Genomic DNA, 17,067 nt, shown 5'->3' with positions numbered 1-17,067 from the left:
AGCTATATAACACGGACGGGAGGTTGTTTTTTGCTCAGACCTCGGGCGGATTCTGCTTTAGGACCAGGGCCCAGTTCTGTAAGCAACGACTCGCCTCAAAACGAATAAGCCGAGTTCGGGCAGCCTCAGAACCAACCGTCAATACAGACAACCACTTTCGAAGTTGTTGGTCAACCATTTATCGATGCCCCAATCCAAGTCAAAGTGGATCTATAGGCATGAAAAAAAGCACCCGTTGTGGATGCTTTCGCCGTCGAATACGTTCGATCGCTTTTTTCTTACACATCGATCATTGTTCTTGTATGCTTATACAGTTCTTCCATCGTCTGCCCTTTTGCTCGGGCAAGTACCTCCATGCGTACACTCAATTGCTTTTTCGCAAACTGTTGCAAATCAGCGACCTTCACTCCGAATGCACTCACCCCTTGTAGGTCATCCATCCAGTCGTACAGATGACTTGCCATTGGAGCCAGCTCATCCATCTTTTTGGCAATGACATCGTAAATATGGGGATGCTCACAGATCAATCGCTGCAGCAGAAATGTTCCGTAGCTAATGTGCCGCGATTCGTCTGTCTTCAAATACCCAATTCCTTGCATTAAACCAGGCATGAGCCCCGTTTTGCTGAGTGCTTCGTAAAACGCATAGTAGCCTGTCTCTGCGAGCACGCCTTCCACAAACATGTTGTAGACAGTAGAAGCCTCTGCGATGGCTTCTGGGGATTTATCTGTCAGCAGACGATTGAGGGCATTTGGCAAGATCTCATGGAATATTCGCTTGTACACATCATCGTGAAAATGATGCAAGTCTCCTGACTCACCGATGTTGTCGAGAACCAACCGGAAAAACTCTGTGTGCTTGGCCTCTTCAAAGAGGAAGGTCGTCAAATACATTTCTTCCTCCAATCGCCCTTCCTCGGCAATAACCATGATCAAAGGCAAAAGGTCAAGGGTGACTGCCTCTTCCCCACCCAGAAAACCAGCAATCCGTCCCAAAGTTTCTTCCTTCTGCTCCAGATTCATATTCGCGTAATCTTCGCGGTCTTGCGTAAAATCAATGTCCTGCGGGTTCCAAATGCCGTATCTCTTCGCTTTTTGATACAATTGGTACGGTAGCAGCTCCTGATTCAATCCTTTTTGGCTGGTCGAAACAAAACCATTCCTCATCCCCATCCAACCTTTCTTTTTTCTCATACGCCTTCTATTTCGAATGAATGAAAGAAGTCATGATATTGTTAATTTATACCAATTCCATTCTTTACGCTCAGATCAGCCATTTGATAAAATGAAGGCGCTATAGGTTGATTATAGGTCAGGCTGAACGGTCGTTCATATCCCCAAAAATCAGGGGGTGTTCATCACTCAAATGGAGGTGGCAATCACTCCATGGTCAGTCCAGAGCTGAACATGTACATCGATCGAATCGAAGAAACGGCATTTTACGAGGAGAAACTGGTGCTTGCTGTACGTGGCTTCGTGGATCTCTTTCCTTTCATGGGAGCCATTCTGTGCAATTACTCGACACTCAGTCAAATGGGTGAGGGACTATGGTCGATCCTTGACCAAGAGTTATGCTCCATCCGCGATATACGGGTGGACATGCGCAACATGCCCCTTATCCAGCATGCGATCCGTGAACAGAGAGCCGTACTGCTTGATTCTGAGGCGATCCGTCAATTCCCGCCCAATTTAGTGTACGGCGCCCCTTATGCGCTCATTCTCCCTATCAGCTACGGGCCTAACGTACTCGGCTACGCCGGTATCTCCTGGCATCAGGATGGCTGTTCTGGCATCAACCAACAATTGGTACAATCTTTGAGCGCATACTGTCTGATGCTGGGCAAAGTATTGGCAACCGACTCCCATCGCCCTAAAACCGTCAAGCTCTCACGCCGAGAAGTCGAAGTCATGCAGCGGATTTCATGGGGCGAAAGCGTTAAGGAGATGGCGGACTGGATGGGAATTAGTGAGTTTACCGTGCAGGATTACATCAAGTCCGCCTTAAAAAAGCTCGGTGTGCAAAATCGCGCACAAGGTGTGGCGGACGCCATTCGACAGCGAATCATTTGTTGAATAAAAATAGAAAAAACAACCGAATGTGTTTTCGGTTGTTTTTTCTTTGACTCAAATTTCCCTATCTACGTTCTGATTTCTACCACCATCTAGACCACAACAAAAAAGCCGCCCTTCCCTCAATCGGAAAGATCGGCTCTTCTATTCAAAAATTAAGCGTTCAGTTTGCTTTTTGCAACTGTTGCCAGTTCGTTGAACGCAGCTTTGTCGTTAACAGCCAAGTCAGCCAGCATTTTGCGGTTAACTTCGATGCCAGCAACTTTCAGGCCGTGCATCAAACGGCTGTAGGACAGACCGTTCATGCGAGCTTGCGCGTTGATACGAGTGATCCACAGTTTGCGGAAATCACGTTTCTTTTGACGACGGTCACGGTATGCATACAGCAGGGATTTCATTACCTGCGCATTAGCGGATTTAAACAGGCGATGTTTGGAACCGAAGTATCCTTTCGCCAGCTTCAGGATTTTCTTATGACGACGGCGTGTAACAATGCCACCTTTTACTCTTGGCATACTAAACTCCTCCTGGTCTTTCCAGCATGGCGGCCTACTGCTAGGCGCTTAGGGAGCTCATGCTGCGTAATGGTGTGTAATAAAAAATAACTTACAGGTAAGTGAGCATTTGCTCAATGCGTTTTTGATCGCCTTTGGAAACGAGTGCAGCTTTACGCAGGTGGCGTTTTGCTTTAGTCGTTTTGTTAGCGAACAAGTGGCTACCAAATGCGCGGTCGCGCTTCAATTGGCCGCTTCCAGTCTTTTTGAAACGTTTCGCAGCAGCCTTGTTGGTTTTCATTTTAGGCATCTGAAAAATCCTCCTGTCTAAACTACTATCTTACTTTTCCGCTTTCGGAGCCAGAATCATGATCATGCTGCGGCCCTCGATCTTCGGCTTGCGCTCAGGCGTAGCGAGATCTTCACACTGGGCAGCTACACGTTCCATAACGCCTAGTCCAATTTCGGAGTGGGTGATTTCACGTCCACGGAAACGGATCGTACACTTCACCTTGTGTTGATCCTCCAAGAACTTGCGGACGTTGCGAAGCTTTGTTTGAAAATCGTGTTCCTCGATGTTAGAAGAAAAACGCACTTCTTTCAGCTCGATGATCTTCTGGTTTTTACGTGCTTCTTTTTCCTTTTTCGCCTGCTCGTATTTGAACTTTCCATAGTCCATGATACGGCATACAGGCGGCTTGGCTGTAGGAGCAACGTTTACCAGATCCAATTCAGCTTCCTGGGCAATGCGCAATGCTTCCCTAAAAGGTACGACTCCCAATTGGCTCCCGTCAGCACCGATTAAACGGACTTCACGGGCACGGATCGCTTCGTTAATTAACATTTGATCCTTGCTAATACTTGCCACCCCCGTCAATTTCGAGAAGGAACAAAAATGTGCGAACGCATTCTGCGCCCGCACATATCTCACCTAAGCAATTTCATCAGATCCGAGGATCTTTGCGTAAGAGTTACCTGTCAACAGTCGTATACGACGTCGACCCAGGTGAGAAGCTGGGCGCCTCTGCTTGTTCTCGAAGTATGAAGTGTTTATACACGCAATTTATATTACAAGGTAGCTTGGGTTTTGTCAAGGCTCATACCTAATTATCCCCCGATATGGGACATTTCGACCTTTTCACGCTGGGCGAGACCAGGCGTTTCACTTAGTCGTTCCTCCGAGTAGCGCACGTCACGCCGCTCCCAGATTGCACGTATCAGCTCGCGAATCTCTTCATCCGTGCGTCCATCGCGGACTGGTTCGCGCAAATCATCTCCAGATGAAGCAAAGAGACAGTTGTACAATTTCCCTTCTGCCGACAAGCGAGCTCGCGTACAAGTGGAGCAAAAAGCTTGGGTCACCGATGAGATCAACCCGATCTCCTGGTCCGATCCCTCATAGCGATAGCGAGAAGCTACCTCTCCATAGTAGTTCGCTTCAGTCGCTACCAACGGCATCTCTGTATGGATCATGCGCACAATTTCACGGGAAGGAACGACTTGATCCAGCCGCCACCCGTTACTGTTTCCCACATCCATGAATTCAATAAATCGAAGGGTGTGCCCCTGCTCACGGAAGTACCGTGCCATCGGCAAAATATCTTGATCATTGACTCCGCGTTGTACCACCATGTTTATCTTGATCGAAAGCCCGGCATCTGCCGCTGCGCGAATCCCTTCCAGCACGGCATCTACCTGATAGCCTCTTCCGTTCAACACCCCAAAGCGCTCATTATCCAAGCTATCCAGGCTGACCGTCACCCGATCCAGACCTGCTTCTTTTAGTGCTTGCGCATGGCGGGACAAGAGAGAACCGTTGGTCGTCATGGCAATATCTTGAACGCCATCTACTTCACGTATCATTCGAATCAACTCAGGCAGATTTCTGCGCATTAATGGCTCTCCGCCGGTAATGCGGATTTTCCCAACCCCAAGTGAAGTAAAGATCTGGGTCAAACGGGTAATTTCCTCAAAGGTCAGCAACTTGCTTTGCGGCAAAAACTCAAAATCCGGTCCAAAAATTTCGGCAGGCATGCAATAACGACAACGAAAATTACATTTATCGGTGACAGATATTCGTAAATCTCGGAGAGGACGGTTCCGTAAATCAAGCACTTTTTCTGGCATAGCTGTTCACTCTCCTTTTATCTATATAGGACGACTTTTTCCCTTCATCATTACTATCATATCGCATTTCGACTTAGTACCAGTCTATTATCATAAATCGAAATAGCCAAATTTTCAAACGCAAACAGCACATTGTGTCATAAATGGGACCACTTTTGCAAAAAAAGAGTACGAATACCTCCCGACATTCGTACTCTTTCCGTTATGCATTCTTATATTTTAAACTTACTGATCATTCTTTCCAGTTCACGAGCCATCTGATTCAAGGATTCAAATGAAACGGCAAACTCTTCCATAGTGGCCAATTGACCATTGGAGGAAGCAGCCAGATTTTCAGCATTGTGCGCTGAAATCCTTGCAATTTGGGCAGTCTCGTCCACAGATGCTGCTACTTGTTCCGATCCGGCAGACATTTGCTCAGAGACAGCAGATACCTCCTGAATTTGATCCGTTATTTGTCGAATTTCTTGTAAGATGCGTCGGAAGGCTTCCCCTGACTCCAGTACAGTAGACAATCCATCCTGAACATCTTGATTGACAGAATCCATCGAGTTGACCGCCATGGTCGTATCTGTTTGTATCTCCTGAATGAGGTTGGCGATTTGCCGAGCAGACTCATCCGATTGTTCAGCGAGTTTTCTTACTTCATTTGCTACGACAGCAAAACCTCGTCCATGCTCTCCCGCACGGGCAGCTTCGATGGCTGCATTGAGAGCAAGCAGATTCGTTTGGGAAGCAATTCCTGTAATCACGTCAATGATTTGCACAATTTCTTTGGATCGCTCACCCAATTGCTTGACGACGGATACGGAATGTTCCACAGAGCCACGGATGGAGTCCATTTGCTGGATAGCTTTTTGGATGGACTGGTTTCCTAGCTGCGCTTCATCCGCCGTACATGTAGATGATTCTGAGATGATGGAGGTTGTTTCCGCCACGCGTTGGATGCCGATCGACATTTCTTCCATCGCTCTTGCGGATTCTTCCGCACCTCTGAGCTGATTTTGCGCCCCGCTCGCTACTTCCTGTATCGTGGTAGAAATCTTGTTCGTAGTGTCTATATTGTCTGCCAAGCGAACCGATATGTTGTCTGACGAAGTAGAGAGGGTGTTAACCGCTTTTTGGACTTCCCGAATGAGTCCTTGGATGGATACTTGCATCACCTGAATGCTCTGACCAAGCATGCCGATTTCGTCTTTTCTTTCCAAAAGGTTTTTGGGCAATTCACCGGTAAAGTCACCACGTCCGATCTGCGCAATCTGGTCAACGATAGCAAGCAATGGCTTGGTGAATTTGTGCGAGAAAAGAACGGAAGCGATAACCGCTAATAAGGCAAACAAAAGACTCAATGCCCCGATGATGAAACCGATTTGATTGGCTTCAGCAGAGAGCTCAGCTTTTTCAATAAACGAAATATATTTCCAGCCAGTTTTGTCTGAAGTAAAGACGTTAGCCAAATACTCGGTATCGTTCATCGTGACCGAAAAGCTGCTTGCGGTATTCTCTGCGATAGCAGCCAATTCAGGAATTTGCGTATCTTTCAGGTTCTTCGAATTGAGCTCGGGGTTCTTGGGATTAGCCAAAATCGTTCCGTCTTTGCCAACCAGCATGAGATAACCCGTTTTTCCGATCTTAATGTCTTTCAAAATATCGGTTAGCCCTTTTAAATTCACATCCAGTCCAACAACGCCCAGTGGTTCACCCTTGTCATCCGCAAGCATCGTCACGTTACTGATCACGAGACTGTTATCGCCCAAATAGAGATACGGATCTGTCGTGATCACTTTTCCGGGATTCCCCATTGGGTTTTTGTACCAATCTCTTGTACGCGGATCGTAATTCGGAATGACATCATCTGTCGGCCACTGTATGTATCCTCCGTATTTGGTCGCTAAATAAATAAATGCAGTATTCGGATGAGAATCGACGAATCGCAGGAAATCTTGAAAAATGGCCGCCTCTACTCCGCCATTTTGCAGTGGCGTATGCTTGGTTTTGGTTGGTTTGTCCATATACGTCGTAATGGTGTTATCTGCACTTTTTAATAAGGGACTGCCTGCTATCAGGTTTACGTTTTCACGAATCGAGTCGAAATGCAAGTTAATCGCATTGTCTACTTGAGCCACTTCTTTTGTCGTGGATTCAATAAAATAAGTCTGGATTCGCTCCTCCATTTTGACATAGACAAATGAGCTAATCACTCCAATCGGGATTAAAATAATGGCAAGAAATGCTGCTATCAGTCTTTGCTTGATGCTTACCCGCATACGTATCCCCCGCAGTTCTTCTTGATGTCCATATCTATAATTACCCTACATCCTTTTCCCGTTCTTTTTTCCAAGTAAACGTATAATGAAAAAAGCCGCCCGAAACTTCTGGGCGGCTCTACTCCTATACGCTATTACTTCATTTCATTGATTTCAGCGCGGATTTTCTCTACAAACGCATCCACTGTCATCGCGCCTTCATCGCCCACTCCGCGTTTGCGGACGGACAATGTACCGTCAGCCACCTCTTTTTCACCAATGACCAGCATGTAAGGGATTTTTTCAACTTGTGCTTCACGGATTTTGTAGCCGATTTTCTCATTGCGGCCATCCAACTCTACGCGAATGCCAGCTTGTTGCAGCTTTTCTCTTACTTGTTCTGCGTATGGCATGTGCACTTCGCTGATGTTCATGATGCGTGCTTGAATTGGAGTCAGCCAAATCGGGAATGCACCTGCGTAGTGCTCGATCAGGATACCAATGAAGCGCTCCATGGAGCCGTACATCGCACGGTGCAAGACAACTGGACGATGCTTCTCGTTGTCTTGACCAACATAAGTCAGGTCGAATTTCTCAGGCATTTGGAAGTCCAACTGGATCGTTCCGCATTGGTGACGGCGTTTCAGCGCGTCGGTAATTTGGAAATCGATCTTCGGTCCGTAGAACGCACCGTCTCCGTCTTTGATTTCATAGGCCATACCGAGCTCATCCAACACTGTTTTCAGAGAGCTTTCTGCTGCTTCCCACAGCTCATCAGAGCCCATGGAATCTTCCGGACGAGTGGACAGAGCCACACTGTATTCGAAGCCAAATACCTTGTAGATGCTGTCAATCAAAGTGATCATGCCTTTGATTTCGCTCGCGATCTGATCAGGACGGACAAATACGTGCGCGTCATCCTGGCAGAAGGTGCGCACCCGCAGCATTCCGTTCAATGCCCCGGAGTACTCATGGCGGTGAACTTGCCCGAACTCGGAGTAACGGATCGGCAGGTCGCGGTAGGAGTGCATCTCGTTTTTATAGATCAGCATGTGACCCGGGCAGTTCATTGGCTTCAAGGCGTAAGTCGCGTTGTCTACTTCAGAGAAGTACATGTTCTCTTTGTAGTGATCCCAGTGACCGGATTCTTTCCAGAGACGCTCGTTCATGAGGAACGGAGAGCGAACTTCTGTGTATTGTGCCAATTGTTGCAGACGGCGGGAGAATTGCTCCAGCTCGTTGCGAACAGTGAAGCCTTTTGGCAGGTAGAACGGCATGCCTGGCGCTTCCTCGGAGAACATGAACAGTCCCAGTTCTTTACCCAATTTGCGGTGATCGCGCTTTTTCGCTTCTTCGATGAAGTGCAGATATTCATCCATGTCTGCTTTTTTCGGCCAAGCTGTACCGTATACGCGTTGCAGAACTTGGTTTTCTGCTTTACCGCGCCAGTATGCACCTGCTACGCTCATCAGCTTGAATGCTTTGATGAAGCCAGTAGACGGCAAGTGCGGACCACGACAGAGGTCGAAAAATTCGCCTTGCTCATACAGCGTGATAGTCGCATCCTCTGGCAGGTCGCGAATCAGCTCCAACTTCAGGTGATCGTTCAGTTCTTGGAAAATCGTAGTTGCTTCTTCGCGGCTTACGACTTTGCGGCGAATCGGCAGGTCTTCCTTCACGATTTTTTCCATTTCCGCTTCGATTTTGCCCAAATCCTCTGGGGAAAGGGAGACCGGAATATCCATGTCGTAGTAAAAGCCATCTTCGATTACAGGACCGATTCCGAATTTCACTTCAGCGCCGTAAATGCGTTTTACCGCTTGAGCGAGCAAGTGAGCTGTACTGTGGCGGTATACTTCCAACCCGTCAGCAGAATCGAGGGTAACGATTTCAATCGCTGCGTCATCTGTGAGTTCTGTGTACAGATCGACAACCTTGCCGTCTTTTTTACCAGCTACTGCCTTTTTCTTCAGGCTAGAGCTAATGGAGCCTGCGATGTCTTCGATAGTAATCCCAGCGTCGTATTGACGAACGGCTCCATCTGGGAAAGTAACATGAATTTGTGCCACTGCGGATTCTTCCTTCCTGTATCTTTTTGGTTGAGAAAATAAAAAAACACTCATCCCAAAAAGGGACGAGTGTGTTCTCGCGGTACCACCCTACTTCAAGTCTGTTCACAAAAAAAGACTCCTCATTCCATGTAACGGTATTTAACCGGCATACCGATAGTAAAAGCCTACGCTTCGTTCCCGGCAGCTACTCGAAGGTGGTAGATCAATAACAGTTCGCAGCGAGCTTCCAGCCTGTGGCCCGCCTCTCTAGAGCGTCCTTACTATTGTCCGTGTCCTTCTCATCGTATTTATAAGCGATGTAAAGTTGTTGTTGCTATTATAGTTTAGAGGGATTATTCCCGTCAAGTACACGTCGCTCGGATAGGCAAAGCGAACAAGAGTGGCAAGTAACGAGCCGACTGTCAAAAATACTGCGGATCGTCTGTGCAAGCCCAGGCTTTTCCGAAGCCATATGGAGCACGATACTCTCAGGAGCCAGTGTAACCAAAGCACTGACCAAATAATCCTCGTCCCTGCATTTTTGTTCATCCATGTTCAGAACGGTATCCAACTGTTCAAGCCAAAGACGATCCCCTTTTTTGTCATAAAGATGGAAAGGTTTGTCCACACTAGGAACGACATGAACGACTTCCTGCTTCGTTTCCTGTACAGCGATGAAATAGCGCAACAACTCGACAAACTCTTGGTATTGCTTGTCTTCCAGATATTCATCAATGCCAGTTTCCACGAGCTCGAATAGCTCGTTCCAATGCTCCTGCAGTCGAAACCGGACGAAGCCCAAGACGTTGATCGTTCTCTCCCACTCCAGATAGGTGAAAACTTTGCGATATACGTTTGCCTTGCGTGTCGTAGCTGTTAACAGTTCCCTACCATCAAGCTCGACTTCTTGGCACATGCGTTGAATATAAGGAAAAATCTCTGCCCACTCGTTCTCCATCTGTTCGGCAGCGAGTAAGTCAGCGGCCATTTCTTCCATAATTTTCGGTTCCTTCACCTGAATGACCCATTCGGCTAATGTAAGAGCAACGAAGGCTCTCGCCCACTCGATGGTCTGCGCGTCATACTCAGTCTCACACCAGCTTTGAAAGTAGAACAAGAGGTATCCATTCTCTTCTTGCTCCCTGTATGTAATGCGCACCGGTGCAGTGTTGACCCGCTCCGTCATCTCATTTACGATAGCCCGATACGTGTCACAATGCTCAGGGACATTCTCCAGCAATACGCGAAACGTCTGCATAACCATCCCCCCAACCGCCATTGTAGTTACAGTATATGTCCCGTCAGGAGCGATATACTTTTAAACGGTTGGAAACTCAGGGAAGGTTGCAGGTAAAAAATTCCTGAATTAAAAACCAAAAAACGCTCCCCTGCCGGTTTCCCTTTGTTAGGAGGGGGCAGAGAAGCGTTTGGAGGTTATTTAGTTTTGCATGACAAAATCACGTTCTGACATCTCGCCGTCTTTGAAAACGCGCAGAATGTCATACTTTGTGTTGCGCTGTGCAGGGATTTTGCCTGCGCCGCGAATGAGCTCCAAAATTTGGTTCGTGTTGACCTTGTACGTACATGCCGCTGCGGAAACCACGTTTTCTTCCATCATTGTTTGGCCGAAATCGTTCGCTCCGTAAGAGAGGGAAAGCTGACCGTAATGTGGGCCCATCGTCACCCAAGAAGATTGGAAGTTTTCAATATTATCCAGCATGAGGCGGCTGATTGCCAGTGTTTTCAAGTATTCCTCTGGCGTGTTGTTGACTGCCTTCATATTGGTGTTGTCCGGTTGGAATGTCCAGACGATGAACGCTTTGAATCCGCCTGTCTCATCTTGGGCATCACGAATGCGCAAAAGGGACAGTACGCGCTCCTCCATCTCTTCCCCAAAACCGATTACCATGGTAGCAGTACCAGGCAACCCTGCACGGTGTGCGGCTTTTTGAGTGTCAATCCATTCAGTCCAAGAGCCTTTCAATCGGGAAATCTTCCGACGTGTACGATCGTCGAGGATTTCGCCACCCGCTCCTGGCAAGGAATCGAGACCCGCTGCCTTCAGCTCTTTCAGCACTTCCTCGACAGACATATTGGAAACTTCCGCGATTTTCATCACTTCCGCTACAGACAGAGAGTGCATCGTAATCTGCGGGAAGCGCTGCTTGATCGCGCGCAACAGGTCGGTGTAATAATCCAGCTTCAGATCCGGATTGGTACCGCCTTGCATCAAGATTTCCGTACCGCCTACGTCTACGGTCTCTTGAATTTTTTCGAAAATAGTTTCTCTGGGTAGAACGTATCCTTCCGAAGAGCCTGGCGCTCGATAAAAAGCACAAAATCGGCAATAGGTGTCACATACGTTCGTGTAATTGACGTTGCGACTAATAACAAAAGTCGTAATCGGTTCTGGATGATGCTTTTGCATGACCAGATTGGCGTAATGTCCGATCTTTTCGATTTCATTGCTCGCAAACAAAGCCAGACCATCTTCAAGACCCAGTCGTTCACCTGCGAGAGCACGTTCCAATATAGAATCGATCATAAGGATCACTCCTTGTACCATACGTAAATTCCATCCCACATCATATCACAATACCGGGACATCGGCTATAGCCCGAGGTGCTGGCAGATTCGCTGCCATACGCGAAAAAACCCTGCTAGAGACAGGGCTTGGAATCGCCATTATTCTTATTGTTCTTCATATCCGATCTGTTCGTATACTTCTGGCTCCCAGTAAATCACCGTTTGCGCGAGTGGCAAATTCGTTTCGCGCGCTCCGTTTGGTTGGCCATTAAAATAAATGATTTCTGTTATGGATACCCGATCACCACGTACGTCAATTTCCCCTGACAATTGCAAGTTAGTCCCGTTTGGCGCATAGAAAACGACTTTTCCCGAACCCAATGTTTTCATTGGTTCCTCCCATGATGTTTGTCCTGTTTCCCTACATTTTAGTGGATAATCTTTCCTAGCGTCAATGAAAAAACAAGGACTTCATTATCAATATTCGACCCTAGGATAAGCTCATTGGACCACTCATTTTGAAACCGTCTGGGTAACTTGATGATGATTCCGATTAAAATATGCCTTCGATTGTTTGTTGTGGGTCACAACCAAAAGAAGAGTTACATACACGATTACGATCAAGAAAGTTCCGTTGCTTATATCCAGTAAAATCGCCAGACTTATGCAGACAATCGCCGACTTGAGAAACCTCATCTGTATGAAGATGAACAATAATGTCGTGATGATCAGCGGAAGCATTAATCTTCCTTGCATTCTTCCTAACACATAGCTTTGATCTAACATATCTTCTGGCATAGTCACAACGCTGAAAACCATTTTACTGGCCCAGTGATTCAAGTTCATCGGATCTACCTGTGAAACCACAAAATATAGTCCCCCCAATACGATGACTTGCAACAGCATTAACCCTTGAATAACTTTGATTGATAATGGCATTTTCATGTAAAAGATATCCCTTTCGTAATGACTTCCATACCAACTTATCTTCGGGATATTTTGGAAACCGATTGATGGGCCAATCTTCCTATTTCCTTAATTTCCCTCTCGACATCCACCTTCAGTTGTGGTCTTTCTTTGGACAAACTGGCATAGGATAGCTACAATAGAAAAAACCTTCTAAGGAGATGCTCATGCTCGAACATATCACACAGCTATTCATGCAATATGGGATGTGGGGACTTGTTGCCATGGCATTTTTGGACTCATTTATTAGTCCGATTCCTCCGTTTTTTATGCAAATTGCGATGAGTCTGCTCGATCCAGGCTCAGCGATTCAGTTTGCAACAGTAGCCTTTACTGCTTCCGTCCTCGGCGCTCCCATCGGATTTTTGTTGGGGAGATGGCTAGGAAAACCACTTTTGCACAAGCTTCTCCCTGAAAAATGGGTGATCGTAGCGACGGAAAAATTCGCAAAAAACGGGGATGCTGCCGTACTGATCGGAGCTTTTACCCCCATTCCTTTCAAGGTTTTCACTGTGCTCTCCGGCGTATTCAATTACTCGCTGACCAAGCTCATGTTTTATGCGATCATCGGGCGGGGATTGAAGTTTTATTTGATTGGCACCTTGTTTTATTTATATGGAAAACACGCCAAGGTTCTGATCGATGAATACTTTGAGATCACTCTGCTGGCGGTCGCAACAGGGGTTGCTGCGATCTGGTTCATTTGGAGTATGCGCCGCAAGCGGTATGCGTAAAAATCAAAAGCGCCTTCGCCACCTCAACAAGTGGTCTAAAGGCGCTTTTTGATTATCGGGTCGGAACAATAGCGGACTGTTGGGTCCACTCTTCTACGCTGACAGACTGATACTCCATCAGTTGGGTAAAGAACTGTACATCCAGCAAAGAATCGGCTTGAATCCCCCGTTTTTCTTGTGAATGGAAATGCTTTTCGGCATACAGCTTTGCCAAAATGTATTTTCGCGCATTTCCCTCCCCGGTCACCTGATCCTCTGCTTCACCGACGATGCATGATAAGGTGTACAAATCTACCATATGATCCGCGAGCGTTTTTAATTTGTACGTCAAATAATCGTGGGTCTGTTGCATGAGATAGGCGATATTCTCCTCCAGGATGGCCAGTTCTGTCCGAATCAACTCGGCGTACGGCTGCGAAAAGGCATGCTTCCAGCCAGCTATGCGCTCCCGAAGCAATCTGCAAAACACTTCGTGGCTGTTTTCTTTTTGCATCACACGCAAAATATCGAGTGCAAGTATATTCGAGGTGCCTTCCCATACGGTCAAAACTTGCGCATCACGCAATAGACGCGGCGTCACGTACTCCTCGATATAACCGTTACCGCCATGAATTTCAATTGCGGTATGGGTCGATTCGACAGCCTCTTCCCCTGTGCGGTATTTCAGCAAAGGAATCAGCAGGCGAGCAAGCGCGTTATCCTCTTTGCTAACGGAATTAGACTGCAAGCGATCATAAACAGCAATCATATCAAACACCGCACCCGTGCTCACCTCCGTATCCAATAAGAGGCTCACCAGCATTTCTTTTACCATCGGGTACTGATCGATTGGCTTCCCGAATGCACGACGTTGCTCGGCATAATACCTCGCTTCATAAAAAGCTCGACGCATGATCCCAATCGAAGCAATCGCGTTGCAAATGCGAGAGAGGTTCAGGGCTTCTGCCATGTACTTGAAGCCGTTCTCCGGCTCCCCGATCAAATAGCCCTCTGCCCCGTTCAACAGTATCTCCGCAGATGGTACGGCGTTAACGCCCAGCTTATCTTTTAGGCGGCGGACCTGAATGTGATTGCGTTCGTTGTCAGGCTTTATCCAAGGCACCAAAAACAGTCCGAGCCCTTTTGTCCCCGTTTTCTCTTCATCGATTCTCGCCAAAACAGTGGCAACAAATGCGCCAGCATTGCTCGCAAAAAACTTTTCTCCTGTCAATCGGTACACACCCGGCCGGTCTGCTACTGGCTCTGCTACAGTCAAATTCGCACCGACATCCGAACCGCCCTGTCTCTCTGTCAGCCAAGTAGCTCCTTCATACAAGCGAGTACGATCGCGAGAGGTCAGTCCTGTCAGGTACTGCTCCTTCTGTTCTTCGCTGCCGTAACGATCAATCAAATAAGCAGCTGACATCGACAAGGTGACAGGGCAATAGAAACCCGGCTCAGACTGACTCACGAGATAGCCCATGAAAAAGGAATAGCTGTACGGCGCTTTTCTCCCCAACTCAGGAATGTCTTGATACAAGTAGCTGACGATGCCTGCTCCGTAAACTTCTGCTACTGTTTCCTTGTAGCCTTCATTGGTAATGATCTCAGAAATATCCTCACCCAGCCGATTGTACTTGCGCAATCTCGGCTTGCCTTCTCTGTCTGTATAGGCGGCACGCTCATCGATGGGGCCTGCCACTTGCGCCCCTAGCCAGCTCAACTGCTGTCTGGCCCATTCATGCATGGAAGCAGGGAGATAGCGTTGTAGCAAGTAATCGAGGTTAGGATCTGCTTTGAAAAAGTTTTGTGCCTGTGGCGTACGCGGGTGCGGGATGTTATCGCTGTATGTTCGCTGATCAATGCTCGTTTGCAAATCACTCATCGCAGTTCCACTTCCTTTTGGGAACTGACATCACGTAGTACATGCTTCAGGACTTTTCCGCTCGTGTTCCGCGGCAATGAAGGAACGATATTCACCTGTCGCGGGAGCTTGTAATCGGCGAGATGACCACGCAAAGAGCCTTGGATTTCTTTTAGCCACTCTCGATTGGTATCGACTCCTGGTTTCAGTACCACATAGACCGTAACCGTCTCACCCCACTCAGGATGCGGCAAACCTACAACAGCTACCTCACCAATCGACGGATGACGCTCTAACAATTGCTCGATTTCCTTGGGGTAGACGTTTACCCCGCCCGTAATCATCACGTCTTTTTTGCGATCAATCATCCACAGAAATCCATCCTCATCCACGCGTGCAATATCGCCTGTGTACACCCAACCATCCCTTATGGTTTCTGCTGTCGCCTCCGGATTGTTATAGTATCTTTTCATTGTCCCTTCTCCGCGCAAGCGAATTTCGCCCGCTTCTCCACTGGCGCATTGCTCTCCTCGCTCGTCAACAACCTCCATTTCGACGAACAATACACCACGATTTCCTATACTGCCGATTTTGTCCGGATGCTCTCGGTGTAAGAGGCACATTCCAGTCGGCCCTGCCTCCGTCAAGCCGTAGACGCACGCCAGTTTATCGCGTCCATATGCTTCTTCCATAAGCGAAGCCATCTCTTTGGACAACGGAGCCCCGCCATACATCCAAAATTCGATGGAAGACAAATCGTACGCCGTAAACTCTGGGTGCTTCATCGTCAGCAAATACGCCACTGGCGCTCCGAAGAAATGCGTAATTCGATGCTGCTGCACCAAATCCAAGAGAAGCTGCGGCGAGAAGGTCAGGGCCATTACCTGGGTGGCGCCAAGCATGAGCCCTGCAATGAAAAAGAGATGGAGGGGAGCCGAATGACTCAGCGGCATCAAATGCAAAATTCGCGAACGATGTGTCATCGTCAGTTCAATCGACATCATCTTCGCGACAGTCAACAAGCTTCTATGTGTATAGAGCACCCCTTTAGGGCGTCCAGTCGTGCCAGATGTATACAGGATGCTAACCTCGCTATCTTCGTTCATGTTCGCCAAATACGGCTGTGAAGAAAGCGTATTCATTTTTTCGAAAGACACGTCACTGGCATCCCAGTCAGCGATTCCATGCCAATTCCCTTGGCTCGCACCTGTTTTAATTGCCACAAGCTGTGATGTTTGCAGGACCCACTCATTTACGATAGGCACGAGGGCATCGTGAACAAGAAGTGCCTTTGCTCCGGCATGTTCACATATATGTCGTACTTCTTCTTGGGTTGAGCGCGCATTGATCGGTACGACGAGGGCACCACTGCGAATGACGGCGACGTAAAAAATGGCAAACTCCGGGCAATTGGGCATCAACATGACAACCCGATCCCCTTGCTCGATGCCAAGCTCTTGCAAATGGCAAGCCCACTGAGTAGAACGTGTGTCCCACTGGGAAAAGCTAACCTCTACATCTCCTGCAATCAGCGCGGACTTGTCAGGGTATTTCCTTCCGTTTGCTGCGAGCAGAGCTGATACATTCATCGTTTCTCCTCCTCGTTTTCTTCAAGCAATTTTTGTTCAAAGTTTTGCTTGTAGACGAGAATGTCTTCTCTCAGTTGTCGGAGTTCCATGATTTTCTCGTCGATCTCAGCCAGCTTTTGGTTGCCGTACTCAATCGTTCGCAAAAGCTGCGCACGACCTGTACGGTCCTCGTCGAACAGCTCAATCATCTCGCGAATCTGATCCAACGAAAATCCGAATCGCTTTCCTCGCAGAATGAGTCGTAGCCTGGCACGATCCTTTCGGTTGTAGTACCTGCTTCCCTTCTCTGTCCGACTGGGGAAAATCAAGCCGAGCTCTTCGTAGTACCGAATCGTTCGGGTGCTTACGTCTAATTGTTGAGCGAGATCAGAGATGGTCCACGATTCATCCTTCTGTATTCCTTCTCTGCTCATGTCCAGCGC

Annotated in this window: 16 protein-coding genes; 2 read left to right on the top strand and 14 right to left on the bottom strand. The window is 47.7% G+C overall.

All coding sequences use genetic code 11. The features are described 5' to 3' along the window. Positions 1–278: 278 nt before the first annotated feature. Positions 279–1,193 (bottom strand): R2-like ligand-binding oxidase, encoded by a 915-nt coding sequence (locus HPY27_RS19300; protein ID WP_256436652.1) that lies wholly within the window; start codon positions 1,191–1,193, stop codon positions 279–281. A 192-nt stretch (positions 1,194–1,385) separates the two neighbouring features. Here HPY27_RS19300 and HPY27_RS19295 point away from each other — a divergent pair, with 192 nt between their 5' ends. Then, positions 1,386–2,072 (top strand): helix-turn-helix transcriptional regulator, encoded by a 687-nt coding sequence (locus HPY27_RS19295; protein WP_017251032.1) that lies wholly within the window; start codon positions 1,386–1,388, stop codon positions 2,070–2,072. Between the two features lie 152 nt (positions 2,073–2,224). Here the strand turns inward: HPY27_RS19295 and rplT are convergent, their stop codons facing one another. The 10 genes from rplT to HPY27_RS19245 all read right to left on the bottom strand — a co-directional run bounded on the left by rplT (position 2,225) and on the right by HPY27_RS19245 (position 12,458). After that, positions 2,225–2,584, bottom strand: coding sequence for a 50S ribosomal protein L20 (gene rplT / locus HPY27_RS19290; RefSeq protein ID WP_007728568.1), 360 nt, complete (start codon positions 2,582–2,584; stop codon positions 2,225–2,227). Between the two features lie 91 nt (positions 2,585–2,675). After that, a complete protein-coding gene (gene rpmI / locus HPY27_RS19285; RefSeq protein WP_017251031.1) occupies positions 2,676–2,873 on the bottom strand; it encodes a 50S ribosomal protein L35 in 198 nt (65 codons plus the stop codon). Between the two features lie 30 nt (positions 2,874–2,903). Beyond that, the gene (gene infC / locus HPY27_RS19280; protein ID WP_035291699.1) at positions 2,904–3,407 is read right to left on the bottom strand and encodes a translation initiation factor IF-3; all 504 of its coding nucleotides are present in this window, start codon (positions 3,405–3,407) and stop codon (positions 2,904–2,906) included. A 263-nt stretch (positions 3,408–3,670) separates the two neighbouring features. Beyond that, positions 3,671–4,690, bottom strand: coding sequence for a GTP 3',8-cyclase MoaA (moaA, locus tag HPY27_RS19275; RefSeq protein WP_174225736.1), 1,020 nt, complete (start codon positions 4,688–4,690; stop codon positions 3,671–3,673). Positions 4,691–4,902: 212 nt separating this feature from the next. Further along, the gene (locus tag HPY27_RS19270; protein WP_174225735.1) at positions 4,903–6,957 is read right to left on the bottom strand and encodes a methyl-accepting chemotaxis protein; all 2,055 of its coding nucleotides are present in this window, start codon (positions 6,955–6,957) and stop codon (positions 4,903–4,905) included. 134 nt (positions 6,958–7,091) lie between these two features. Further along, positions 7,092–9,005 carry a threonine--tRNA ligase gene (gene thrS / locus HPY27_RS19265; RefSeq protein ID WP_017251027.1) on the bottom strand — a complete coding sequence of 638 codons (1,914 nt, stop codon included), beginning with the start codon at positions 9,003–9,005 and terminating at the stop codon, positions 7,092–7,094. A 319-nt stretch (positions 9,006–9,324) separates the two neighbouring features. Next, on the bottom strand, positions 9,325–10,245 hold the full coding sequence (gene ytxC / locus HPY27_RS19260; RefSeq protein WP_017251026.1) for a putative sporulation protein YtxC: 921 nt from the start codon (positions 10,243–10,245) through the stop codon (positions 9,325–9,327). Between the two features lie 180 nt (positions 10,246–10,425). Beyond that, complete coding sequence (gene mqnC, locus HPY27_RS19255) at positions 10,426–11,532, bottom strand: cyclic dehypoxanthinyl futalosine synthase (RefSeq protein WP_174225734.1); 1,107 nt, start codon at positions 11,530–11,532, stop codon at positions 10,426–10,428. A 146-nt stretch (positions 11,533–11,678) separates the two neighbouring features. Then, on the bottom strand, positions 11,679–11,903 hold the full coding sequence (locus HPY27_RS19250; protein ID WP_007728577.1) for a hypothetical protein: 225 nt from the start codon (positions 11,901–11,903) through the stop codon (positions 11,679–11,681). 123 nt (positions 11,904–12,026) lie between these two features. Next, the gene (locus HPY27_RS19245; protein WP_174225733.1) at positions 12,027–12,458 is read right to left on the bottom strand and encodes a hypothetical protein; all 432 of its coding nucleotides are present in this window, start codon (positions 12,456–12,458) and stop codon (positions 12,027–12,029) included. A 188-nt stretch (positions 12,459–12,646) separates the two neighbouring features. Between HPY27_RS19245 and HPY27_RS19240 the strand changes: the two genes are divergently transcribed. Further along, entirely contained in the window at positions 12,647–13,213 is a 567-nt protein-coding gene (locus HPY27_RS19240; protein ID WP_017251023.1) for a YqaA family protein, read from the top strand. Between the two features lie 52 nt (positions 13,214–13,265). On the opposite strand, the gene HPY27_RS19235 is transcribed toward HPY27_RS19240, so the two are convergent. From HPY27_RS19235 to HPY27_RS19225, 3 genes are read right to left on the bottom strand one after another with little or no spacing between them, the layout of a single operon-like run. After that, entirely contained in the window at positions 13,266–15,077 is a 1,812-nt protein-coding gene (locus tag HPY27_RS19235; RefSeq protein WP_174225732.1) for an acyl-CoA dehydrogenase family protein, read from the bottom strand. Further along, a complete protein-coding gene (locus HPY27_RS19230; protein WP_174225731.1) occupies positions 15,074–16,645 on the bottom strand; it encodes a class I adenylate-forming enzyme family protein in 1,572 nt (523 codons plus the stop codon). The genes HPY27_RS19235 and HPY27_RS19230 overlap by 4 nt, the downstream gene beginning before the upstream one ends. Continuing rightward, complete coding sequence (locus HPY27_RS19225; RefSeq protein ID WP_069845597.1) at positions 16,642–17,058, bottom strand: MerR family transcriptional regulator; 417 nt, start codon at positions 17,056–17,058, stop codon at positions 16,642–16,644. Before HPY27_RS19225 ends, HPY27_RS19230 begins: the two co-directional genes overlap by 4 nt. Between the last annotated feature and the right edge of the window lie 9 nt (positions 17,059–17,067).

Origin of the sequence: Brevibacillus sp. HB1.1 (genome assembly GCF_013332445.1) — a bacterium.
In the GTDB taxonomy this organism is placed as follows: Bacteria; Bacillota; Bacilli; order Brevibacillales; family Brevibacillaceae; genus Brevibacillus; species Brevibacillus porteri.
This window is presented reverse-complemented; position numbering and strand designations above follow the sequence as displayed.